Source organism: Geodermatophilus obscurus, from assembly GCF_900115395.1.
GTDB classification, from domain to species: domain Bacteria; phylum Actinomycetota; class Actinomycetes; order Mycobacteriales; family Geodermatophilaceae; genus Geodermatophilus; species Geodermatophilus obscurus_B.
In genome coordinates, this window is sequence record NZ_FOWE01000005.1 from 21,240 (window position 1) to 43,935 (window position 22,696).

Genomic DNA, 22,696 nt, shown 5'->3' on the forward strand with positions numbered 1-22,696 from the left:
CTCACCTGCTACGGCGCGGCGCCGGCGGCCGCCCTCCGGCACCTCCTCCGCCCGTCGCGGCCCGATAGGGTCCAGTCACGCAACGGACCAGCTCTGCTGCGTCGTCTGCCCGGAGGGGGTCGGCATGCGGGTCGGGATCGCCGTCAGCGGGGTCGGGGACGAGGACGTGCAGTTCGTCGTGGAGGCCGAGCGGCTCGGCGCGGACACCGTGTGGGTGGCCGAGGCGTGGGGCCACGACGCGTTCACCCCGCTGGCCTACCTGGCCGCCCGGACGAGCCGCATCCGGCTGGCCACCGGGATCGCGCAGCTGGGCGCGCGGACGCCGGCGCTGCTGGCGATGTCGGCGATGTCGATGCAGGCGCTCTCCGGTGGCCGGTTCCTGCTGGGGCTGGGGACCAGCGGCCCGCAGGTGATGGAGGGCTGGCACGGCGTGCGGTTCGGCTCCCCGCTGGCGATGACCCGGGAGACGGTCGCGATCCTGCGCACCGTGACCGCGGGGGAGCGGCTCACCCACGAGGGCACGGTGTACCGGCTGCCGTTGCCCGACAGCGCCGGGCGCGCGATCCGGTCGACGGCCCCGCCCACCCCGGTGCCGGTGTACCTCGCCGCGATGGGCCCGCGGAACCTGGAGTTGACCGGCGAGCTCGCCGAGGGCTGGCTCGCCAACGCGTTCGTGCTCGAGACCGCCGAGGTGTTCCTCGGGCCGCTGGCGGAGGGCGCGGCGCGCGCGGGCCGCACGGTCGCCGACCTCGACGTCGTGGTCCCGGTCGGGGTCGAGTTCACCGACGACGAGGAGGAGGCGGCCCGGCGGCACGCCCGCGGCTACGCCTTCACCATCGGCGCGATGGGCACCCGCGGGCAGAACTTCTACAACGCCGCCTTCGCGCGCCAGGGCTACGGTGAGGACGTCCGTGCCGTCCAGGAGCTGTGGCTCGCCGGCCGGCGCGAGGAGGCCGGGGACCGCGTCCCCGTGGACCTCGGCCGGCGCACCAACCTGCTCGGCCCGCCCGACGTGGTCGCCGAGCGCATCGCGCGCTACCGCGCCGCCGGGGTGGGCACCCTGCAGGCCAAGCTCACCGGCTCCCTCGACGAGCGGCTGACCACGCTGGCGACCCTGCTGGACCTGTGCGCCACCCCGGCCGCGACGGACCGGTCGTGAGGTACGCCGACGGGCCGACCGTCGAGGTGCAGACGCTCGTCGCGGCGCCCCCGGCGGTGGTGTGGGCCCTGGTCAGCGACGTCACGACGCCGGTGGAGTTCTCCGCGGAGCTGCAGGAGGTGCGCTGGCTCGACGAGCGGCGGTTCGTCGGGCGCAACTCCCACCCGGCGGTCGGTGAGTGGGAGACCACCTGCACCGTCGTCGAGGCCGAGCCCGGCCGGGCCTTCGGCTGGGTGGTCGGTGACCCGGAGCGGCCCGCCGCCGCCTGGCGGTTCACCGTGGAGCCGGCCGACGGCGGCACGCTGCTGCGGCAGTGGATGCGCATGGGCCCGGGCCGCTCGGGCCTGACCCCTGCCATCGAGGCGCACCCCGACAAGGAGGAGCGCATCGTCGCCCGCCGCCTGGCCGAGCACCGGGAGAACATGGAGCGCACCGTCGACGGCATCCGGCGGCGGGCCGAGGCCGCGGGAGGCTGACGACCTCGGGCGGACCCGGCCCGGGACGGCCGCGGGGCGGCGTGCAGCCGGTCGGGGCTCGGCAGCCGCGGATCGGAGCCGACCTCGGCCGCGGCGAGGTCGGCGACCCGCGCCCCGGTGCGGGCGGCGGCCGGCGGTCACCGGCCGGTGAAGCGCGCGTCGCGGCGCTCGACGAAGGAGGCCACGCCCTCACGGCCGTCGGCGGAGGCGAACAGCCGCGCCACGTCCGGGCCGAGCCGGGCGGCGGCGGCCGCGTCGCCCTCGTCGCGCGCCCGGTGGGCCGACTCCAGGACGGTCCGCACGCCGAGCGGCGCGCTCCGCTCGGCGATCGTGTGTGCGATCCCGGTGGCGCGGGTCAGGGCGGCGGCGCCGTCGTCGGCCAGCTCCTGCACCAGGCCGATGCGGTGGGCCTCGGCGGCGTCGTACTCGTCGCCGGTGAGCCGCCAGCGCATGGCGTTGCCCCAGCCGGCCTCGCGCGGCAGGCGGATCGTCGCCCCGCCGAAGGGGTAGATGCCGCGGCGGATCTCGTACTGGGCGAACCGGGTGTCGCGGGCCGCGATCCGGATGTCGGCGGCCAGCAGCAGCTCGATGCCCAGGGTTATCACCCAGCCCTGCGCCGCGGCCACCACCGGCGTCGTCCAGGTGCCGGTGAGCCGCCAGGGGTCGGCGCCGTCGGCGGGGTAGGGGCTCTCGCCGGCGAGCACGGCGGGGCCGACGTCGACCATGTCCAGACCGCCGGCGAAGTGGTCCCCGTGGGCGAACAGGACCCCACAGCGCAGGTCGTCGTCGCGCTCGAGCAGGCCGTAGGCCGCCGACAGCTCACCGAGCATCGCCAGGTCGAAAGCGTTGCGCTTGTGCGGGCGGTCCAGCCCGATGAGCAGGACGTGCCCCTGCCGCTCGACGGTCACGGTGGGCTGGGCGGACGGCTCGGGCACGGCTGCTCCTGGCGTGGGTCGCATCGAGCGGGTCGCATCGAGTGAGTTGCATGACGAGACCCACCGGATGTTAGCGGTGCCCGAGCTGCCGGGTCTCGTCACTGCACCCGTAACCTGGCGGCATGAGGCGGACGTCGTTCGAGGGCTGGCCCTGCTCCATCGCGCGCACGGCCGACCTGCTCGGCGACGGCTGGACGCTGCTGGTGCTGCGCGAGGTCTTCTACGGCCAGTCGCGCTTCGACGGCTTCGCCGACACCCTCGGCGTCCCGCGCAACACCCTCGGCGACCGCCTCCGGCGACTGGTCGACGCCGGCCTGCTCGAGCGCCGGCCCTACCAGTCCGACCCCGTCCGCCACGACTACGTGCCCACCGAGCGGGGCCGGGACCTCTTCGGCGTGCTCGCCGCCATGAACACGTGGGGCGACCGGTGGCTCGGCGGGGACGACGGCGTCCCGGTGACCCTGCGCCACGAGACCTGCGGCCACGACGTCCGGGCCCGCGTCGTCTGCGCCGCGTGCGGGGAGGACCTTGCGGCCGCGGACGTCACCGCCCGCCCGGGCCCGGGCTACCCGGCGCGGTTGCTCGAGACCCCGGACGTGCGCCGGCGCTTCGGGCTGCCCGCGCCGCAGACCGCCGGCGGGGGCTCCTGACGTGTGCCGTCGACCCGGGGAGCGGCCGTCCCTGGCACGTCCCCGGGAGACGCTGCGCGTCCGCTACTTGATGCCGGTGTTGGCGACGCCCTGGGCGATCTGGCGCTGGAGGACCAGGAAGACGGCGAGCAGCGGGAGGATGCCGAGGACGGCGGAGGCCATGGTCTCGGCGTACTGGATCGCGGAACCGCCGACCAGGCTGCTGAGCCCGACCGGGATGGTCTGCGACTTGGTCTGGGTGAGGACCAGCAGCGGCCAGAGGAAGGCGTTCCAGGACGTGATGAACGTCAGGATCGCCACCGCGGAGATCGCCGGCCGGGACAGCGGCATGGCGATCCGGGAGTAGATGCGCCACCAACTGGCGCCGTCGAGGCGGGCGGCCTCGATGAGGGCCACCGGGATGGCCTTGATGAAGGAGTGGAAGACGAGGACGGCCACGGGGAGGGCGACCGAGGGCAGGATGACCGCCCAGTAGGTCCCCAGCAGGCCGATCGCCCGGAACTCGAGGAACTGCGGCAGGACGAGCGCTTCGACGGGCACCATCAGGCCGGCCAGGATCAGCCCGAACACGACGTACTTCAAGCGGAAGTTGAGGTTGGCCAGGGCGAACGCGGCCATCGAGCAGACCAGCACGGTGAAGACGACCGTCAAGGTGGAGATGATGAAGCTGTTGACGTACCACCAGCCCAGTGGGCTCGAGTTCCACGCGGAGGCGTACGCGTCGAGGTTCCAGCTGCTCGACCAGAAGTTGGTGGGGTTCGCCGCGATCTCCTCGTTGGGCCGCAGCGACGTGATCAGCGCCCACAGGAACGGGATCAGCCAGATCAGGGCGAAGAGCGTCACGCACGTGGCGGCGAGCCGGTTGAACAGCTTCCCGCTCCGGTCCTCCTCGCCTCCCCGGCGCGAGCGCCGGGTGCCGGGGTCCTTCGTCTCGGCCGCAGTCGCGGCCACGGCTGTCGCCATCGTCCGAGCTCCCCTCAGGCGTTCGCGGCGTTGTTGCGCCGCCGGATCAGGAACCAGCCGACACTGACGACGACCAGGACCACGAAGTAGACCATCGTCGCGGCGGCCGCGTAGCCGCCCCGGTAGGTCGAGAACCCGGTGTCGAAGATGTACTGGATGACCGGACGCGTCGAGTAGTTCGGGCCGCCGGCCAGCAGGATGTAGATCTGGTCGAACACCTTCAGGGACGAGAGCACCTGCAGGATCAGCACGAGGCCGATGGTCGGGCGCAGCAGGGGGACGGTGATCATCCGGATCTGCTGCCACGGCCCGGCGCCGTCGAGCAGCGCCGCCTCGTAGACCTCCTCCGAGATCTCCTGGATGGCCGCGGTGTAGAGGATGAAGTTGAAGCCGAACGTCCACCACACGGTGAGCAGGACGACGGCGAACCAGGCACCCGAGGTGCTGCCGAAGAAGTCGGGGGCGGTCAGCCCGAACCAGCCGAAGGCGTTGGTGATGAGCCCGGTCTGGGGCGTGTACATGAACGCGAAGATGAGGCACACCGCGGCCGAGGGCACGACGTACGGGGCGAAGAAGGCGAGCCGGTAGAACGTCTGGCCCCGGGCCAGGCGCGAGACGAGGACGGCGAACAGCAGCGGCAGTAGCACCAGGAACGGTGTGGTCAGCAGCGTGAACAGCGCCGAGTGCCACATCGAGGCCCAGAAGTCCGCGTTGGTCAGGACGTCGGCGTAGTTGGAGAGGCCCACCCAGCTGCCCACGCCGGCTCGCACCGTCGTGGTGTTGAACAGGCTGATCAGCAGGCCGATGACCACCGGGCCGATGAGGAAGGCGAGGTAGAGGACCAGGAACGGGGTGGCGAACAGCCACCCCGCCCGGTTCTCCGGGCGCGAGGGCTTCCCCGCGGTCGCGGCGCGGTCACTGACCTCGGCCCCGCTCGGGGGCGCGGGGAGAGCGGTGGCGGTCATGGCGGTCTCCGTCCTAGACGGGTGGCCGGGCGGTGGAGAACGTCTGCAGGCTGTTGGTCATGGAGTCGACACCCTGCGCGGGGTCGGTGGCCCCGGTGAGCACGCTGGCGACGACGGAGCCCATGGCGGTCTGGAAGTCCGAGCCCGCTCCGGTGTACCAACCCGGCGGGTCGTAGACCGCGTTGAAGGCCGCCTCCGTGTAGTTGCTCTGCGGCTGGAGCTGGAGGAACTCCTCGCTCTCCTGCACCGGCAGCCAGGCGGGGACGTGCCCGCCGTCCGCCCAGGTCGAGCTCTGGTCCAGCAGGCCCTGGACGAAGCGCACGGCGCTCGCCGTCCGCTCGTCGGGGCGTCCGGGACTCGCCGGCACGATCAGTGCGTGCGAGTCGGCGTAGGCGACCGGCTCGGGGCCGAGGAGGGCGGGGAAGGGCACGACGTCGAAGTCGAGGCCCTCGACGTCCCGGTAGGTCGGGATCTGCCAGACGCCGTCGAAGAGGAAGCCGACCTCGCCGTTGCTGAAGAGGGTCGACGACGTGGTCGACGTGGCGGTGCGGGGCATCAGGCCCAGGTCCCCGGTGAGGCTCTGCAGGAAGGCGAACGACTCCTCCATCGCGGCGCGGTCGATCGTGACCCGGGTGCCGAGGTCCTCGACGATCGGTCCGGCCAGACCGGAGTAGGTCATCAGGAAGAGGCGCCAGCAGGTCGAGGGGTCCACCGTGATCGACGCGACCGCCGCGTACTCGTTGCCGGTCGAGTCCTTCATCGCCTGGAGGGTGGCGACGAAGTCGTCGCTGTTCCTCATGGGCCGGAGGGTCCCGTTCTCGAGCAGGCCGGCCTGCTCCGCCAGTGCGGTGTTGTAGTACAGGACGAAGGGGTGGGTGTCGATCGGTACCGCGTACGTGGTGCCGTCGACCGTGGCCTTCTCCCAGGCGGCAGGGGTGAACTTGTCCTCGGTGATCCCCGCGGCGGCGAACTGGTCCGCGACGGGCTCGAGCAGCTCGGCCTGCGCCAGGAGGGGCACCCGGGACAGGTGCGCGACGGTCACGTCGGGCGGGCGGCCGCTCGACGTCGACAGCGCCAGCTTGGTGTAGAAGGGGTTGCCCCAGGAGAGCAGCGAGGACTCGACCGACGTGCCGGACGACTCGCGATACGTCTCGATCATGGTCGCCATGTTCTCGCCGTCGCCGCCGCCGAACAGGTGCCAGAAGATGACGTCGGCCGTGCTCGGCTGCGCCCCGGTGAGGCTGCTCCCGATCGGCGTGGAGCACCCCGACATGGCGACGGCGAGCGAGACACCGCCCCCTGCGGCGAGGAACCGGCGACGCGAGAAAGAAGCCATGAGGTACGTCCAGTCGTAGCCCCGAAGTTCCGGACGCCAGGACTCTTGCACGCCTTTCTGGCGAGCGGCAACAGGAGGATCTCCGTTGTGTGACACGTATTTCCGGAGCATTTCACGATCACTCGCGGACGAGACCGCACTCGATCGCTTCCCTGCTGGTGAGCGCGTCGGAGGAGCCCCCACAGGGTCCGTCCCCCGTGGGGCGCGGCGGCGCTCGACGACCCGACCGGGCAGGCAGGTGTCCGGCGGGATCCGGCACCTGCCAGCATCGACGACGTGGGCACCGAGGACCGGACGGCCACGGAGGCGCCCGCCGGACCCTCACGACGTGTCCACCGCCTCCCGACCCGGTCGTCCGCGGCGCCCTCGTGCCCGGACCCCACGACCCGCTCGTCGACCCCCCACCCAGGAGTGACCATGCCCCCACGCGCCACCCGCCAGGACGGCACCCACCCCCGCCCGCAGCTGCTGCGCGACGAGTGGACCGACCTGTGCGGGACCTGGCAGCTGGCCTACGACGACGCCCGCGCCGGGGTCGACGGGGGCTGGGCGGGCATGTCCGACCTCGCCGACCGCGCCGTCTTCGACCGCGACGTCACGGTGCCCTTCCCCCCGGAGTCCGAGGCGTCGGGGATCGGCGACAACGGCCCCCACCCGGTGCTCTGGTACCGGCGCGGCCTGCGGCTGGCCGACGTCGCCGGGGCCGACGCGGTGCGCGAGCACGGGCACCGCGTCGTCCTGCGGTTCGCCGCGGTCGACTACCGCGCCCGTGTCTGGCTGGACGGCACGCTGCTGGGCTCGCACGAGGGCGGCCAGACGCCGTTCTCCTTCGACGTCACCGGCCTGCTGACCGCCGGTGACGCCGACGAGCACGTCCTGGTGGTGCGGGCGGAGGACGACCCGCGGGACGTGACCCAGCCCCGGGGCAAGCAGGACTGGCTCGACGAGCCGCACGGCATCTGGTACTTCCGGACCAGCGGCATCTGGCAGCCGGTGTGGTGCGAGGTCGTGCCGACGGTGGCCGTGGAGCACCTGGCCTGGAACCCCGACGTCACCGGTGCCGCGGTGCACCTGGGCATCACCCTGCGCGAGACGCCGGCCGAACCGGTCACGGTGGCGGTGCGGCTGGAACTGGACGGGCAGCTGCTGGCAGAGCACCGCGTCCGCATGCAGGAGCAGCGGCTGCGCACCACCGTGGCCGTGCCCGAACTGCTCAACGGGCCGGCGCGCTGGCTCATGACGTGGTCCCCGGAGACGCCCCGGCTGGTCGACGCGACCGTGCAGGTCCTCGCCGACCCCGACGGCGGGGACGGGGAGCGGGTGGTCGACGAGGTCGCCAGCTACCTCGGCCTGCGCACCGCCGGCGTGGGCGGTCGCGCCTTCCTGCTCAACGGCCTGCCGTACTACGTGCGCTCGGTGCTGGCGCAGGGGTACTGGCCGGAGTCCCACCTGGCCGCGCCGGACGCCGGGGCGCTGCGCCGTGAGGTAGAGCTGATCAAGGAGCTCGGCTTCAACGCGGTGCGGGTGCACCAGAAGGTCGAGGACCCCCGGTTCCTGTACTGGGCCGACCGGCTCGGTCTCCTGGTGTGGGGGGAGACGGCCAACGCCTTCGCCTTCTCGCCCGAGGCCGTACGGCGGCTCACCACCGAGTGGCTGGACGCCGTGCACCGCGACATCAGCCATCCCTGCATCGTCACGTGGGTGCCGATGAACGAGAGCTGGGGCGTGCACGACGTCGCCACCGACCCGGCCCAGCAGGCCTACACCGTCGCGCTGGCCGCCCTGACACGGGCGGCGGACCCCAGCCGGCCGGTGGTGAGCAACGACGGCTGGGAGCACACCGACAGCGACCTGTGGACGGTGCACGACTACGCCGACACCGGGGCGGTCCTGGCCGAGCGGTACGGGTCGGTGGAGCTTCGGACGATGCTCGAGGACTTCTGGCCGCAGGGGCGCCGCGTCCTGCTGCCCGGGGCCGTCGACCGCGGGCAGCCGCTGATGCTCACCGAGTTCGGCGGCGTCCGCTACACCCCCAGGCCGCCCGACGAGGTGCCCGTGGAGCGGACGTGGGGGTACTCGACCGCCGAGGACGCCGAGGACTTCGCCCGGCGGCTGGAGGACCTGCTGTCGGCCGTGCACGGCTCACCCGTGCTCGCCGGCTTCTGCTACACCCAGCTCACCGACACCCTGCAGGAGGCCAACGGCCTGCTCGACGAGCACCGTCGGCCCAAGCTGCCCGTGGAGCGGCTGCGCCGGATCATCACCGGCCGGTGAACCCGGGCGTCGCGGCGGCGCTGGCCGAACGACGCGACGCCCTCCCGGCCGTCGGCGGAGGCGGACCGGCGCGCCACCGCCACCCGGCGCGGCTGATCAGGGCCCCGGCGCCCGACCGCGGCAGGCCCGTCGGTCCCCGTCGCTACCGTGCCGCATGCCCCTCCAGCTGCTCGGCCTGCGCACGGCCGTCCACCCGGCTCCCGACCTGGACGCAGCGAAGCGGTGGTGGTCCGAGCAGCTCGGGACCGCCCCGTACTTCGACGAGCCGTTCTACGTCGGCTTCGACGTGGCCGGCTACGAGCTGGGCCTCCTCCCCGGCGCCGACCCGGCCGACGGCGTGCTCACCTACTGGGGCGTCGACGACGTCCCCGCGGCGGTGGCGCAGCTGCTGGCCGCCGGCGCCACCGGGCACGTGGCCCCGGCCGACGTCGGGGGAGGCATCGTCACCGCCACCGTCCGCACGCCCGGCGGCAGCGTGCTCGGGCTGATCCACAACCCGCACTTCCGCGCGGGCGGCTGACTCAGCTCCTCGACACCGTGCGCGGCAGCACCCGGCCGAGCACGAGGGTGGCGACGCCGGCCACCACGACGGTCAGCAGGCCGACGCGCAGGCTCGTCGCGTCGGCGATGGCGCCGACCAGTGGCGGCGACAGCAGGAAGCCGATCCGCAGCAGCCAGTTGACCAGCGTCAGGCCGACGCCGGAGCGCAGCCCGGGCAGCTCGTCGGCCGCGGCGTAGACGGCCGGCACCAGCGTCGCGACGCCGAGCCCGGCGAGGGCGAACCCGACGAGCGTGGTGGCCAGCGACGGCACGGCGAGCGCGAGACCCATGCCGGCGGCGATGAGCACGCCGCCGGCCCGGGCCACCCGGCGCTGGCCGAAGCGGTCGACGACCCGGTCGCCGGTCAGCCGGCCCACCGTCATCGCCCCCTGCAGGGCGACGAAGCCGAGCCCCGCCGTCGCGGCGCCGACGGCGATCTCCCCGCGCAGGTACAGCGCCGACCACGACGAGCCGGCGTCCTCCACGAACGCCCCGGCGGTGGCGAGCACCCCCAGGGCGGCCAGGGCGGGCAGCGCCGCCCGGACGGCGCCGCGCGACACCTCCTCCGGGCCGGTCCCGGGGACCGCGTCGTCGCGGTCGGGGCCGGGCAGCATGCGGCGGCGGGCGACCAGCGCGAGCCCGGCGAAGACGACCGCGACGACGCCCAGGTGCAGGGCCAGGGGAACCCGCAGCCCGGCCGCGACCGAGCCCAGCAGGCCGCCGGCCACCGCGCCGATGCTCCAGACGCCGTGGAAGGCGTTCAGGATCGAGCGGTCGTAGGCACGTTGCACCCGCAGGCCGTGGGCGTTCTGGGCGACGTCGACGACCGCGTCCAGTGCGCCGGCGACGAACAGTGCCGCGGCGAGCAGCCACCACGACGGCGCCACGGCCGCGGCCCAGACCGCGGCGGCGAGCACCACGAGCCCCCAGGAGGCCACCCGCGCCGAGCCGAACCGGCGCATGAGGGCGGCCGAGGCCAGGGCGGAGACCAGCGAGCCCAGCGGCAGCGCGGCGAGTGCGGCGCCGAGGGTGGCGTTGGTGAGGTCGAGGCGGTCCTTCACCTCGGGCAGTCGCGGCACCAGGTTGGCGAAGAGGACGGCGTTGACGAAGAAGCAGGCCGCGACGGCCGCGCGGGCGGCGCGCAGGCGTGCGGGGACGGTCGCCGGGAGGGTGTCCGACACGGGGGTCCTGTCTGGGTGGTGGTCGGGCAGGTGGGTCAGCGGGCGAAGCGGGAGAACGCCGCGCGGATCTGCGCGGGCGTCATCGGGTCGGTCGACAGGGCGCTGTGCAGCGTCAGCCCCTCGACCATGGCGTCGATCTCTCGGGCGGTGACCGGGTCGAAGTGGCGCTCCAGGCTGCGCCGGCTGCGCAGCATCCAGTCCTGGGTCACCGCGCGCAGGGCGGGGCGCCGGGCGGCGGCCGCGTACAGCTCGACGGCCAGGACGAAGTCACGGTGAGAGGCCAGGAGGTCGTCGGTGAGGTGGCCGACGAGCACCTCCAGCGCGGCCGCGCCGTCCGGGGCCGTGGCCATGCGCTCGTCGAAGCGTGGGGCGACGTCGTCGACGTGCCGGGTGAAGGCGGCGGTGTGCAGCTCGTCGAGGGAGGCGAAGTGGTAGGTCAGCGAGCCGAGCGGCACGTCGGCGGCCCGGGCGATTGCCCGGTGCGTGGCCCCCACGACGCCGGCCTGCGCGATCACCTCGACGGTGGTCGCCACCAAGCGGTCGCGGCGTCCCGGGTCGTGCCGTCGCGGCCGGCGGACGGGGGCGGCGGTCACCGGAGCGCGTCGTCGAGCGTGCGGACCACCCGGGCGGGGTCGCCGACGGCGGCCACGCCCGCCGGCAGGTCGCGGGGAGCCACCGCGCCGGCGCCGACGACCGTGTCGGCGCCGATGCCCACCCCGGGCAGGACGACCACCCCGCCGCCGAGCCACACGTCGTCGCTGATGGTGATCGGCTGCTCGACCTCCTCCTGCCGCCACGGCTCGGCCTCGACCGGGTGCGTCGGGGTGAGCAGCTGGACGTCCGGCCCGATCTCGACGTCGTCGCCGATGGTGATGGCGGCGACGTCGAGGGCCACCAGGCCGACGTCGGCGAAGCAGCGGGCGCCGATCCGGATCTGCGTGCCGTGGTCGACGTACAGCGGCGGGCGGATCTCGGTGTCCTCGCCGACCGCGCCGAGCAGCCGCTCGAGCAGCTGCCGCCGCAGCGGGCGCTGGCGGACCGTGGTGGCGTCGTAGGCGGCCGTCAGGTCCATCGCCACGGCACTCGCCTCGGCCGGCTCGGGGTCGTCGGCGACATAGGGTCGCCGGCGAGCATCCGCTCGGGCACGGTGCGGCCGTCGGCGGCGGGCGGCAGACTCATGCGGACGAGCGTACACATCATGTGTACGCCCGTCCGCACCACGGTCCTGGTGGCGGCCGCCCGGGCCTGCCAGGCTCCCCGGCATGCAGCGCGCCTTCGGCATCGACGTCCCGGACACCGTCGCCGAGATGTGCCGCCCCGCGGCCACCGCGGTCCTCGTCTACGACGCGCAGGTCGGCATCCTCGCCCACGTCCGCGACCGCGACGGACTGGTCGGCCGGATCACCGCGGTGCTGGGTGCCGCCCGCGCGAACGACGTGCCGGTCGTCTACGTGCGGCACGTGTCGCTGCCGCCATCGCACCTGGGCGTGGCGGGGTTGCGCACCGCGATGGCCTGGCAGCGCAGGGACCGCGCCGAGGACGTCACGTCGTCGTTCCCCCCGGAGGCCGCGCACACCGCCCTCGCTCCGGAGCTCGCCCCCGCCGACGGCGAGCCGGTGTTCGACAAGCTCGGGATGTCGGCACTGGTCGGCACCCCGGTGGAGACGCTGCTGCGCGACCGCGGCGTCACGACGCTCGTGCTGGTCGGCGCGGTCCTCGAGATCGGCATCGAGCCGACGGCCCGGCACGCCGCCGACCTCGGCTTCCTGCCGGTGGTGGTCGACGACGCCTGCGGGGTGGTGGACGACGACGCCGCGCAGCGGTCGCTGGCCTCCCTCGACTACAGCCTGCTCAGCCACCGCTGCACCACCGCCGAGGTGGTCGCGGCCCTCGGCGGCGGCTGACCCCGGCGCGGGGGATGGTGTGGGGGCGCCCGGCGACCGAGGATGGTGCGCGCCGCTCCACCCCGACCCGGAGGACCCCGATGACCGCACCGTCCCGCACGCTCCCGCCGACCGCCTCCGTGGTCGTCATCGGCGGCGGGGTCACGGGGCTGGCCACCGCCTACGAGCTGGCCCGCGCCGGGGTGCGCGACGTCGTCCTGCTCGACCGGGACGCGTTCGGCGCCGGGTCGACGTGCAAGGCGGCCGGCGGGGTGCGGGCGATGTTCTCCGACCCGGTCAACATCACCCTCGGCGAGCGCAGCCTGGAGACCTTCCGCGACTTCCCCGCCCGCTTCGGGCAGGAGATCGACTTCGCCGCCGTCGGCTACCTGTTCCTGCTCTCCACGCCGGAGGCGGTGGCCGCCTTCGACGACGCCGTCGCGCTGCAGAACTCCCTCGGCGTGCCCAGCCGGATGATCGACGTCGCCGAGGCGCAGCGGCTGTCCCCGCTGATCGCGACCGACGGGCTGCTGGCCGCCGCGTTCTCGCCCACCGACGGGCACTGCACACCGGAGTCGGTGGTGCTCGGCTACGCCTCGGCCGCCCGCCGGGCCGGGGCCACGCTGCTGCCGCACTGCGCCACGACCGGCATCGACGTCACCGACGGGCGGGTCAGTGCCGTGCACACCGCCGCCGGGACCATCCGCACCGACACCGTGGTCTGCGCCGCGGGCGCGTGGTCGGCCGAGGTCGGCGCGTGGGCCGGCGTCGACCTGCCGGTGACGCCGCTGCGCCGGCAGGTGCTGGTCACCGAGCCGGTGCCCGGCCTGGACCCGCACACCCCGTTCACCATCGACTTCGCCACCTCCTTCTACTTCCACCGGGAGGGGCGGGGCCTGCTCATGGGCATGTCCGACCCCGACGAGACGCCCGGCTTCCGGCTCACCCGCTCCGACGCGTGGCTGCCGCGGCTCGGCGAGGCGATCGAGCGGCGGGCACCGGAGCTGGCCGGCGTCGGCGTCGCCGGCGGCTGGGCGGGGCTGTACGAGATGACGCCCGACCACAACGCGCTCATCGGCCGGGCCGACGAGGTGGAGGGGTTCCTCTACGCCACCGGCTTCTCCGGGCACGGCTTCCTCATGGGGCCGGCCGTCGGCGAGGTGGTGCGCGACCTGTACCTGGGCCGGGAGACCCTCGTCGACGTCTCCGGACTCGGTGCGGCACGCTTCCGGGGCGCGGGCGTCCGCCCCGAACTGAACGTCGTGTGACCCCGTCCCACCCCGGCCACCACCCCCGGCCACCGACCCGGCACCCGAGGCGACACCCCGCCCGGGCGGCCGATCCGATCGAAGGAGAACCGTGACCAGCCTGCCCACCGCCGAGGAGCTCCGCCGACTGGCCGAGGACGCCGCCCGCCGCTGCGGGGTCGACCTCGACGCCGTCGCCGGCGACCACCCGGTGACCTCACCGGTCAACGGGCAGCACCTGCTGTCGGTCCGGCGGCAGACCGCCACCGACGTCCAGGACGCCGTCGCCCGGGCGCAGGAGGCGTTCCTGCAGTGGCGGACGGTCCCCGCGCCGGTGCGCGGCGGGCTGGTGCGCCGCCTCGGTGAGCTGCTGCGCGAGCACAAGGCCGACCTCGCCACCCTCGTGAGCGTCGAGGTCGGCAAGATCACCTCCGAGGCGGCCGGCGAGGTCCAGGAGATGATCGACATCTGCGAGTTCGCCGTCGGCCTCTCGCGGCAGCTCTACGGCAGGACGATCAGCTCCGAGCGCCCCGGCCACCGGCTCATGGAGACCTGGCACCCGCTCGGCGTCGTCGGCGTCATCAGCGCGTTCAACTTCCCGGTCGCCGTGTGGTCGTGGAACACCGCGATCGCGCTGGTGTGCGGCGACCCGGTGATCTGGAAGCCCTCGGAGCTCGCGCCGCTGTCCGCGCTGGCGTCGGCCGCGCTGCTCGACCGGGCGATCGCCGAGACGGGCGCGCCCGAGGGCCTGAGCCAGGTCCTGATCGGGGGTGCCGACGTCGGCGAGGCGCTCGTCGCCTCGCCCGGCATCGCGCTGCTGAGCGCCACCGGCTCCACCCGCATGGGCCGCGCGGTGGGGCCGCGGGTGGCCGACCGCTTCGGCCGCTCCCTGCTCGAGCTCGGCGGCAACAACGCCGCGATCGTCACGCCGTCGGCCGACCTCGACCTCACCACGCGCGGCATCGTCTTCTCCGCCGCCGGCACCGCCGGGCAGCGCTGCACCACGATGCGGCGGGTCATCGCGCACGTCGACGTCGTCGACGCCGTCGTCGAGCGGGTCGCCGCGGCCTACCGGAACCTGCCGATCGGGTCGCCGCTGGCGGCCGGCACCCTCGTCGGGCCGCTGATCCACGACGCCGCCTGGAAGGGCATGCAGGACGCGCTGCAGGCGGCGCGCCAGCAGGGCGGCGAGGTCGTCGTCGGCGGCGGGCGGCGGCTGGCCGAGGAGGCGCCCGACGCCTGGTACGCCGAGCCGGCGCTGGTCCGGATGCCCGGGCAGACCGACATCGTGCGCCAGGAGACCTTCGCGCCGGTGCTCTACGTGCTGCCCTACCGCACGCTGGAGGAGGCGGTGGCGCTCAACAACGACGTGCCGCAGGGCCTGTCGTCGACGATCTTCACCTCCGACCAGGCGGAGGCCGAGCGCTTCCTCGCCGCCGACGGCTCCGACTGCGGCATCGCCAACGTCAACATCGGCACCTCGGGTGCCGAGATCGGCGGCGCCTTCGGCGGGGAGAAGCAGACCGGCGGCGGCCGGGAGTCCGGCTCCGACGCGTGGAAGGGCTACATGCGCCGCGCGACGAACACCATCAACTTCTCCGGCGAGCTGCCGCTGGCGCAGGGCGTCGAGTTCCCGATCTGAGGAGGGGGCCGGGCCCTCGCGGGCCCGGCCCCGGCTCACAGCCCGAGCTGGCGGGCGATGAGCATGAGCTGCACCTCGGTGGTGCCCTCGCCGACCTCGAGGATCTTCGAGTCGCGGTAGTGCCGGGAGACGACGTACTCGTTCATGAACCCGTAGCCGCCATGCACCTGGGTGGCGTCGCGGGCGTTGTCCATGGCGGCCTCGCCGGCGACGAGCTTGGCCACCGCCGCCTCCTTCTTGAACGGCTGGCCGGCGAGCATCTTGGCCGCGGCGTCGTAGTAGGCCGCGCGGGCCGCCATCACCCGCGCCTCCATCCGGGCGATCTTGAACGAGATCGCCTGGTTCTGCGCGATCGGTCGGCCGAACGCCGAGCGCTCCTTGGCGTAGCGCACGCTCTCGTCGACGCAGCCCTGTGCGGCGCCGACGGCGAGCGCGGCGATGGCGATGCGGCCCTCGTCGAGGATCGACAGGAAGTTGGCGTAGCCACGGCCGCGGTTGCCGAGCAGGTTCTCCTCGGGCACGCGGACGTCGTCGAAGGACAGCGGGTGGGTGTCGCTGGCGTGCCAGCCGACCTTGTCGTAGGCCGGCTCGGCGGTGAAGCCCGGCGTGGGCACCGGCACGAGGATCGAGCTGATCTCCTTGCGGCCGTCGGCGAGCTCGCCGGTGACGGCGGTGACGGTGACCAGCCGGGTGATGTCGGTGCCGGAGTTGGTGATGAACGCCTTGCTGCCGTTGATCGTCCACTGGCCGTCGGCGAGCACCGCCGTCGTCCGGGTGCCGCCGGCGTCGCTGCCGGCGCCGGCCTCGGTCAGGCCGAAGGCGCCCAGCGCCTGCCCGCTGGTGAGTAGGGGCAGCCACTCCTGCCGCTGGGCCTCGGTGCCGAAGCGGTAGACCGGCATCGCGCCCAGCGAGCAGCCGGCCTCCAGCGTGATGGCCACGCTCTGGTCGACCCGGGCGAGCTCCTCGATGGCCAGGCACAGGGCGAAGTAGTCACCGCCCATCCCGCCGTACTCCTCGGGGAAGGGTAGCCCGAACAGGCCCATGTCGGCCATGCCGCGGACGACCTCGTACGGGAACGTCTTGTCGCGGTCGTGCTGGTAGGAGACCGGCGCGACGACCTCGCGGGTGAACTCCTCGACGGTCTTCTTGAGCTGCTGCTGCTCGTCGGTCAGGCGGGTGTCGAGCACGTCAGGACTCCTGGTCCTCGGGGGTGGGGGCGGTGCGGGGGTGGACGACGGCCAGCTCCTGGCCGAGGGCGACCTGGTCACCGACGCGGACGGAGAGGTCGACGGTGCCGTCGGCGGGCGCGGTGAGCGTGTGCTCCATCTTCATCGCCTCGACGACGACCAGCGGTGCGTCGGCGGCGACCGCGGCGCCCGGCGCGACGTGCACGGCCACGACCGTGCCCGGCAGCGGGCTGCGCACCGTGCGGTCGGCGGTCGCGGCGCCGGCGTGCAGCCGGGCCGGTGGCAGCTCGGCGAGGGCGTGGGTGCCGCCGTAGACGTGCACCCAGGTGGTGGCGCCGTCGACGGCGGTGCGGGCGGACAGGGTGCGGCCGTCGACGGTGAGCAGCAGGCGGGAGTCGACCACCTCGCCCGCGACCTCGTGCTCGCCGCCGTCGCCCACACGCAGCCGGGTGCCGCCGGTGAGGGTGACGGTCAGCCGCTCCCCGTCGGGGCCGGCGAGGTCCCAGCGCAGCGGTGCCCGGCGGCCGCCGGGCCGCCAGCCGCTCGGCACGTCCCACGGGTCGGGGGCCGGACCGGCCGGACGCAGCGCGGCCAGGCGCGACAGCGCGAACGCGGCGTACGCCTCGACCGGCACGTCGGCGGCGGTCAGGGCGTCGAGCTCGCGCTCGACCAGGCCGGTGTCGAGCCGGCCGGCGCGCACCTCGGGGTGGGCGAGCAGCGCGCGCAGGAAGGCGGTGTTGGTGCCGACGCCGAGGACGACGGTGCCGGCCAGCGCCCGGTCCAGCCGGGAGAGGGCGGCGGCGCGGTCGGGGCCGTGTGCGACGACCTTGGCCAGCATCGGGTCGTAGCTGGTGCCGACGACCTGGCCCTCGAGCAGCCCGCTGTCGACGCGCACCCCGGGACCGCCGGGCTCGGCCAGCACCAGCGCGGTGCCGCCGGTGGGCAGGAAGCCGCGGGCCGGGTCCTCGGCGTAGAGGCGGGCCTCCACGGCGTGCCCGGTGAGGACGACGTCGTCCTGGCCGAACGCCAGCGGCTCGCCGGCCGCCACCCGCAGCTGCTGCTCGACCAGGTCGACGCCGGTGACCAGCTCGGTCACCGGGTGCTCGACCTGCAGCCGGGTGTTCATCTCCATGAAGAACGGCTCGTCGGGGGCGTCGCCGGCGACGATGAACTCGACGGTGCCGGCGCCGGTGTAGTCGACGGCGCGGGCGACCTCGCAGGCCAGCGCGCCGTACCGGGCCCGCTGCTCCGGCGTCAGGAACGGCGAGGGCGCCTCCTCGACGATCTTCTGGTGGCGGCGCTGCAGGCTGCACTCGCGCTCGCCCAGGTGCAGCACGGTGCCGTGGGTGTCGGCGAGCACCTGCACCTCGACGTGCCGCGGGTCGGTGACGAACCGCTCGAGGAACAGCGTGTCGTCGCCGAAGCTGGCGGCCGCCTCGCGGCGGGCGGAGACCAGCGCGGCGCGCAGGTCGGCGTCGCGGTGCACCAGCCGCATGCCCTTGCCACCGCCGCCGGCCGAGGGCTTGACCAGCACCGGGTAGCCGACCTCGGCGGCCGCGGCGACGAGGTCGTCGTCGGTCATGCCGAGGTCGGTGCGCCCGGGGACGACGGGGACGCCGGCCGCGCTGACGGTCTGCTTGGCGCGGATCTTGTCGCCCATGACCTCGACCGCCTTCGCCGGCGGACCGACGAAGACCAGCCCGGCGTCGGCGCAGGCCTGCGCGAAGGCGGTGTTCTCCGACAGGAACCCGTAGCCGGGGTGCACGGCCTGGGCGCCGGTGCGCGCCGCGGCGTCGAGCAGCCGCTCCACCGACAGGTAGGACTGCGCGGCGGGCGCCGGGCCCAGCCGCACGGCGACGTCGGCCTCGCGGACGTGCCGGGCCCCGGCGTCGGCGTCGGAGAAGACGGCGACGCTGCGGATGCCCAGCCGGCGCAGGGTCCGGATCACGCGGACGGCGATCTCACCGCGGTTGGCGACGAGGACGGTCTGGAACACGCTCACATCCGGAAGACGCCGTAGGAGACCGGCGCGAGCGGCGCGTTCGCGCACGCCGACAGCGCCAGGCCGAGGACGGTGCGGGTGTCGAGGGGGTCGATGACCCCGTCGTCCCAGATCCGCGCGGTCGCGTACCAGGCGTTGCCCTGGTGCTCGTACTGCGCGCGGATCGGCTCCTTGAACGCCTCCTCGTCCTCGGCGCTCCAGCTGTCGCCGAGCTGGTCGCGGCGCACGGTGGCCAGCACGCTGGCCGCCTGCTCGCCGCCCATGACGGAGATGCGCGCGCCGGGCCAGGTGAAGAGGAAGCGGGGGGAGTAGGCCCGGCCGCACATGGAGTAGTTGCCGGCGCCGAACGAGCCGCCGATGACGACGGTCAGCTTGGGCACCCGGGCGCACGCGACAGCGGTGACCATCTTGGCGCCGTGCTTGGCGATGCCCCCGGCCTCGTAGTCGCGGCCGACCATGAACCCCGTGATGTTCTGCAGGAACAGCAGCGGGACGGACCGCTGGTCGCACAGCTCGACGAAGTGCGCGCCCTTGAGCGCCGACTCCCCGAACAGCACGCCGTTGTTGGCCACGATGCCGACCGGGTGCCCCTGGACGTGCGCGAACCCGCACACCAGCGTGGCGCCGTAGAGCTCCTTGAACTCGCGGAACCGGCTGCCGTCGACGATCCGCGCGATGACCTCGCGGACGTCGTAGGGCGTGCGGGGATCGGCCGGGACGACGCCGGGCAGGTCCGCGGGGTCGAGCGCGGGCTCCTCGGCCGGGCGCACGTCCCACGGGCGCGGGGCGCGCGGGCCCAGCCCGGCCACGATGTCGCGGACGATCCGCAGGGCGTGCGCGTCGTCGTCGGCCAGGTGGTCGGTGACGCCGGAGGTGCGGCTGTGCAGCAGCCCGCCGCCGAGGTCCTCGGCGCTGACGACCTCCCCGGTCGCGGCCTTCACCAGCGGCGGCCCGCCCAGGAAGATCGTGCCCTGGTCGCGGACGATGACCGCCTCGTCGGCCATCGCCGGCACGTAGGCGCCGCCGGCGGTGCACGAGCCCAGGACGGCGGCGACCTGCGGGATGCCCTGCGCGCTCATCGTGGCCTGGTTGAAGAAGATCCGGCCGAAGTGCTCGCGGTCGGGGAACACCTCGTCCTGCATCGGCAGGAACGCGCCGCCGGAGTCGACGAGGTAGACGCAGGGCAGCCGGTTCTGCAGCGCCACCTCCTGGGCGCGCAGGTGCTTCTTCACCGTCATCGGGTAGTAGGTGCCGCCCTTGACGGTGGCGTCGTTGGCCACGACGACGACCTCGCGGCCGCTGACCCGCCCGACGCCGGTGATGATCCCCGCGCCGGGGGCGTCGCCGCCGTACATGCCGTCGGCGGCCAGCGGGGACAGCTCGAGGAACGGGCTGCCGGGGTCGAGGAGGGTGTCGACCCGGTCGCGGGGGAGCAGCTTGCCCCGGGAGACGTGCCGCTCGCGGGTGCGCTCGGGCCCGCCGAGGGCCGCCGTCGCGAGCCTGTCGTGCAGCTGCGCGCGCAGCTCCTCCTGGGCCGCGGCATTGCGGGTGAAGGCCTCGCCGCGGACGTCGGCCCGGGTGCCGAGCACGGTGCCGGCGTCGACCGAGTTAACCGGGGTTAACGTCACGCCCGTCACGTTAACCGACGTTCACTCCCGGCGCTACGCTGCGGAGGTGACCGACGCGGGAACGCAGAGCGACACCGCGCTGGCCGCCGACGCCGCGCACCCCTCCCGGCGCGAGCAGATCCTCCGGGCGGCCGCACAGCTGTTCGCCGAGCGCGGCTCGCGGTCGGTCGGCGTCGACGACGTCGGCGCCGCCGTCGGGGTCACCGGCCCGGCCATCTACCGGCACTTCGCCAGCAAGGACGCGATGCTGGCCGAGATGCTCGAAGGCATCAGCCGGCGGCTGCTGGCCGGCGCACGCGAGCGGGTGGCCGCCGCAGGCCCCGCCCCGGCCGCCCAGCTGCGGGCGCTCGTCGCCTTCCAGGTCGACTTCGCGCTGGACAACCCGGCGCTGATCACCGTGCAGGACCGCGACCTCGGGTCGCTGTCCGCCGAGGACGCCGCGCGGGTGCGCCGGCTGCAGCGCCGCTACGTCGAGGTGTGGGTCGACGTCCTGGCCCGGCTGCGCCCGGAGGAGGGCACCGCCGGCAGCCGGGCGCGGGCGCACGCCGTCTTCGGGCTGGTCAACTCCACCCCGCACAGCGCCGGCCGGGTGCCGCGGGCGGAGATGGCCGCGCTGCTCGCCGCGATGGCCGAGGCCGCCGCGCTCGCCTGAGGCGCGGCCGCGGGTGGCCCCGTGGCGGGCTCTCGTCCCGGCCACACGGGTGCGGCCGTCCGGGAGCGGCTCGCCGGACGAGGGGACCGACCGGTGATGTGCGCTGACGGCGCATCCCCGGTGCCGGATGCGCCCTGAACGCACCTCACCGGCGCTGCGGCAGGGGCTGCCGCCGCCCGGAGGGGCGCCGCGCCGTCAGGCGTTGCGGATCCCGGCGGCCGACTGCAGGCCCAGCTCCTCCACCGACACCTCGCGCATCTCCACCTTCCGCACCTTGCCGGTGACGGTCATGGGGAAGGACTCGACGACCTTGACGTAGCGCGGGACCTTGTAGTGGGCGAGCTTGCCGGCGCAGAACTCCCGCAGCGCCTCGGGCGTGAGCGGCTGGGCGCCCTCGCGCAGCCGCACCCAGGCCATGAGCTCCTCGCCGTAGCGCTCGTCGGGGACGCCGATCACCTGCGCGTCGACGACGTCGGGGTGGGTGTAGAGGAACTCCTCGACCTCGCGCGGGTACACGTTCTCCCCGCCGCGGATGACCATGTCCTTGATCCGGCCGACGATGTTGAGGTAGCCCTCGTCGTCCATGACGGCGAGGTCGCCGGTGTGCATCCAGCGGGCGGCGTCGACGACCTCCGCGGTCTTCTCCGGCTGGTCCCAGTAGCCGAGCATCACCGAGTACCCGCGGGTGCAGAACTCACCGGGCGTGCCGCGGGGCACGGTGATCCCGGTGGCCGGGTCGACCACCTTGACCTCCAGGTGCGGGTGCACCCGGCCGACGGTGGAGGTGCGGCGGTCGAGGTCGTCGTCGGCGCCGGTCTGGGTGGAGACGGGCGAGGTCTCGGTCATGCCGTAGCAGATGGTCACCTCGGCCATGCCCATCTCGGCGACCACCCGCTTCATCACCTCCACCGGGCACGGCGAGCCGGCCATGATCCCGGTGCGCAGCGAGGAGAGGTCGTAGGTGCCGAAGTCGGGCAGCGCGAGCTCGGCGATGAACATCGTCGGCACGCCGTAGAGGGAGGTGCAGCGCTCCTCCTGCACCGCCCGCAGGGTCGCGACGGGGTCGAACGCGGGCGCCGGGATCACCATCGTCGCGCCGTGGCTGGTGGCCCCGAGGTTGCCCATGCCCATGCCGAAGCAGTGGTAGAAGGGCACCGGGATGCAGATCCGGTCGGCCTCGGTGTAGCCGCAGCCCTCACCCACGAAGAACCCGTTGTTGAGCAGGTTGTGGTGGCTGAGCGTGGCGCCCTTGGGGAAGCCGGTGGTGCCCGACGTGTACTGGATGTTGATCGGGTCGTCGGGGGAGAGCTCGCCGGCGCGGGTGGCCAGCAGCGAGCGGTCGGCGGCCCGCCCGGTCTCCATCAGGCGGTCCCACTCCGGGTCGCCGAGGAAGACGACCTCGCGCAGCTCGGGGCACCCGCCGCGCACCTCGGCCACCATCGCCCGGTAGTCGCTGGTCTTGAACTCCGGCGCGGCGACAAGCACCGAGATGCCCGCCTGGCGCAGCACGAACGCCAGCTCGTGGGTGCGGTAGGCGGGGTTGATGTTGACCATGACCGCGCCGAGCTTCGCCGTCCCGTACTGGACGAACACCCACTCGGCGCAGTTGGGCGACCAGATGCCGACCCGGTCGCCCTTGTCCACCCCCAGCGCGTCCAGGCCGAGCGCGCAGGCGTCGACGTCGGCGACCAGCTGCGGATAGGTCCAGCGACGACCGGTGGCGCACTCCACCAGGGCCTCGTGGTCGCCGACCCGCGCGGCCGTCCGGTCGAGGTTCGCGCCGATCGTGTCCCCGAGCAGGGGGACGGTCGAGGTGCCGCTGGCGTACGACGGCAGGGCCGGCGCCGTCGTCGGGCTGCTGCCTGGCTCGGTCACTGCGGGTCCTCTCGTCCGGGGAGCGCTCGGCTCGACTGTGCGCCACGGAGGCGGGCGGCGTCACCCCCGATCGCGGGGAGGACCGGCATAGGAAGCTCTCC

The 22,696-nt window shown here is 74.2% G+C and carries 20 protein-coding genes; 9 read left to right on the forward strand and 11 right to left on the reverse strand.

The annotated features are described in order from the left end of the window. Positions 1-124: 124 nt before the first annotated feature. Positions 125-1,159: an LLM class flavin-dependent oxidoreductase gene (locus BM165_RS10740; RefSeq protein WP_075013552.1), complete on the forward strand. Its 1,035-nt coding sequence runs from the start codon at positions 125-127 to the stop codon at positions 1,157-1,159. Then, complete coding sequence (locus tag BM165_RS10745; RefSeq protein WP_075013857.1) at positions 1,156-1,635, forward strand: SRPBCC family protein; 480 nt, start codon at positions 1,156-1,158, stop codon at positions 1,633-1,635. The genes BM165_RS10740 and BM165_RS10745 overlap by 4 nt, the downstream gene beginning before the upstream one ends. Before the next feature lie 137 nt (positions 1,636-1,772). On the opposite strand, the gene BM165_RS10750 is transcribed toward BM165_RS10745, so the two are convergent. Continuing rightward, positions 1,773-2,570 carry a crotonase/enoyl-CoA hydratase family protein gene (locus BM165_RS10750; RefSeq protein ID WP_208976712.1) on the reverse strand — a complete coding sequence of 266 codons (798 nt, stop codon included), beginning with the start codon at positions 2,568-2,570 and terminating at the stop codon, positions 1,773-1,775. A gap of 122 nt (positions 2,571-2,692) precedes the next feature. Here BM165_RS10750 and BM165_RS10755 point away from each other — a divergent pair, with 122 nt between their 5' ends. Further along, entirely contained in the window at positions 2,693-3,220 is a 528-nt protein-coding gene (locus tag BM165_RS10755; RefSeq protein ID WP_075013554.1) for a winged helix-turn-helix transcriptional regulator, read from the forward strand. Positions 3,221-3,283: 63 nt separating this feature from the next. On the opposite strand, the gene BM165_RS10760 is transcribed toward BM165_RS10755, so the two are convergent. Genes BM165_RS10760 through BM165_RS10770 form a run of 3 tightly spaced genes read right to left on the reverse strand, consistent with a single transcriptional unit; the run spans position 3,284 to position 6,484 of the window. Further along, on the reverse strand, positions 3,284-4,183 hold the full coding sequence (locus BM165_RS10760) for a carbohydrate ABC transporter permease (RefSeq protein WP_075013555.1): 900 nt from the start codon (positions 4,181-4,183) through the stop codon (positions 3,284-3,286). 14 nt (positions 4,184-4,197) lie between these two features. Further along, positions 4,198-5,148 (reverse strand): carbohydrate ABC transporter permease, encoded by a 951-nt coding sequence (locus BM165_RS10765; RefSeq protein WP_075013556.1) that lies wholly within the window; start codon positions 5,146-5,148, stop codon positions 4,198-4,200. A 13-nt stretch (positions 5,149-5,161) separates the two neighbouring features. After that, entirely contained in the window at positions 5,162-6,484 is a 1,323-nt protein-coding gene (locus BM165_RS10770) for an extracellular solute-binding protein (protein WP_075013557.1), read from the reverse strand. Between the two features lie 417 nt (positions 6,485-6,901). Here BM165_RS10770 and BM165_RS10775 point away from each other — a divergent pair, with 417 nt between their 5' ends. Together BM165_RS10775 and BM165_RS10780 are read left to right on the forward strand one after the other, a co-directional pair. Continuing rightward, positions 6,902-8,758: a glycoside hydrolase family 2 protein gene (locus BM165_RS10775; protein ID WP_075013558.1), complete on the forward strand. Its 1,857-nt coding sequence runs from the start codon at positions 6,902-6,904 to the stop codon at positions 8,756-8,758. 154 nt (positions 8,759-8,912) lie between these two features. After that, positions 8,913-9,278 carry a VOC family protein gene (locus BM165_RS10780; RefSeq protein ID WP_075013559.1) on the forward strand — a complete coding sequence of 122 codons (366 nt, stop codon included), beginning with the start codon at positions 8,913-8,915 and terminating at the stop codon, positions 9,276-9,278. A gap of 1 nt (position 9,279) precedes the next feature. Here the strand turns inward: BM165_RS10780 and BM165_RS10785 are convergent, their stop codons facing one another. From BM165_RS10785 to BM165_RS10795, 3 genes are read right to left on the reverse strand one after another with little or no spacing between them, the layout of a single operon-like run. Next, positions 9,280-10,479: an MFS transporter gene (locus BM165_RS10785; RefSeq protein ID WP_075013560.1), complete on the reverse strand. Its 1,200-nt coding sequence runs from the start codon at positions 10,477-10,479 to the stop codon at positions 9,280-9,282. Positions 10,480-10,514: 35 nt separating this feature from the next. Beyond that, positions 10,515-11,072, reverse strand: coding sequence for a TetR/AcrR family transcriptional regulator (locus BM165_RS10790; RefSeq protein WP_075013561.1), 558 nt, complete (start codon positions 11,070-11,072; stop codon positions 10,515-10,517). Further along, entirely contained in the window at positions 11,069-11,551 is a 483-nt protein-coding gene (locus tag BM165_RS10795) for an LbetaH domain-containing protein (RefSeq protein ID WP_244274194.1), read from the reverse strand. Before BM165_RS10795 ends, BM165_RS10790 begins: the two co-directional genes overlap by 4 nt. Positions 11,552-11,741: 190 nt before the next feature. Between BM165_RS10795 and BM165_RS10800 the strand changes: the two genes are divergently transcribed. The 3 genes from BM165_RS10800 (at position 11,742) to amaB (ending at position 15,251) form a co-directional block, all read left to right on the forward strand. Further along, the gene (locus tag BM165_RS10800) at positions 11,742-12,383 is read left to right on the forward strand and encodes a cysteine hydrolase family protein (RefSeq protein ID WP_075013562.1); all 642 of its coding nucleotides are present in this window, start codon (positions 11,742-11,744) and stop codon (positions 12,381-12,383) included. Between the two features lie 80 nt (positions 12,384-12,463). Continuing rightward, the gene (locus tag BM165_RS10805; RefSeq protein ID WP_075013563.1) at positions 12,464-13,630 is read left to right on the forward strand and encodes an NAD(P)/FAD-dependent oxidoreductase; all 1,167 of its coding nucleotides are present in this window, start codon (positions 12,464-12,466) and stop codon (positions 13,628-13,630) included. 91 nt (positions 13,631-13,721) lie between these two features. Beyond that, positions 13,722-15,251, forward strand: a complete 1,530-nt coding sequence (amaB, locus tag BM165_RS10810; RefSeq protein WP_075013564.1) for an L-piperidine-6-carboxylate dehydrogenase — start codon at positions 13,722-13,724, stop codon at positions 15,249-15,251. Between the two features lie 35 nt (positions 15,252-15,286). Here the strand turns inward: amaB and BM165_RS10815 are convergent, their stop codons facing one another. The 3 genes from BM165_RS10815 to BM165_RS10825 are packed head-to-tail and all read right to left on the reverse strand — an operon-like array spanning position 15,287 to position 20,068. Further along, complete coding sequence (locus tag BM165_RS10815) at positions 15,287-16,438, reverse strand: acyl-CoA dehydrogenase family protein (protein ID WP_075013565.1); 1,152 nt, start codon at positions 16,436-16,438, stop codon at positions 15,287-15,289. 1 nt (position 16,439) lies between these two features. After that, the gene (locus BM165_RS10820) at positions 16,440-18,434 is read right to left on the reverse strand and encodes an acetyl/propionyl/methylcrotonyl-CoA carboxylase subunit alpha (protein WP_075013566.1); all 1,995 of its coding nucleotides are present in this window, start codon (positions 18,432-18,434) and stop codon (positions 16,440-16,442) included. Positions 18,435-18,436: 2 nt separating this feature from the next. Beyond that, on the reverse strand, positions 18,437-20,068 hold the full coding sequence (locus BM165_RS10825; protein WP_075013858.1) for a carboxyl transferase domain-containing protein: 1,632 nt from the start codon (positions 20,066-20,068) through the stop codon (positions 18,437-18,439). Between the two features lie 46 nt (positions 20,069-20,114). Here BM165_RS10825 and BM165_RS10830 point away from each other — a divergent pair, with 46 nt between their 5' ends. Further along, complete coding sequence (locus BM165_RS10830; protein ID WP_075013567.1) at positions 20,115-20,720, forward strand: SACE_7040 family transcriptional regulator; 606 nt, start codon at positions 20,115-20,117, stop codon at positions 20,718-20,720. Between the two features lie 195 nt (positions 20,721-20,915). Here the strand turns inward: BM165_RS10830 and BM165_RS10835 are convergent, their stop codons facing one another. After that, positions 20,916-22,595, reverse strand: coding sequence for an AMP-binding protein (locus BM165_RS10835; RefSeq protein ID WP_075013568.1), 1,680 nt, complete (start codon positions 22,593-22,595; stop codon positions 20,916-20,918). Between the last annotated feature and the right edge of the window lie 101 nt (positions 22,596-22,696).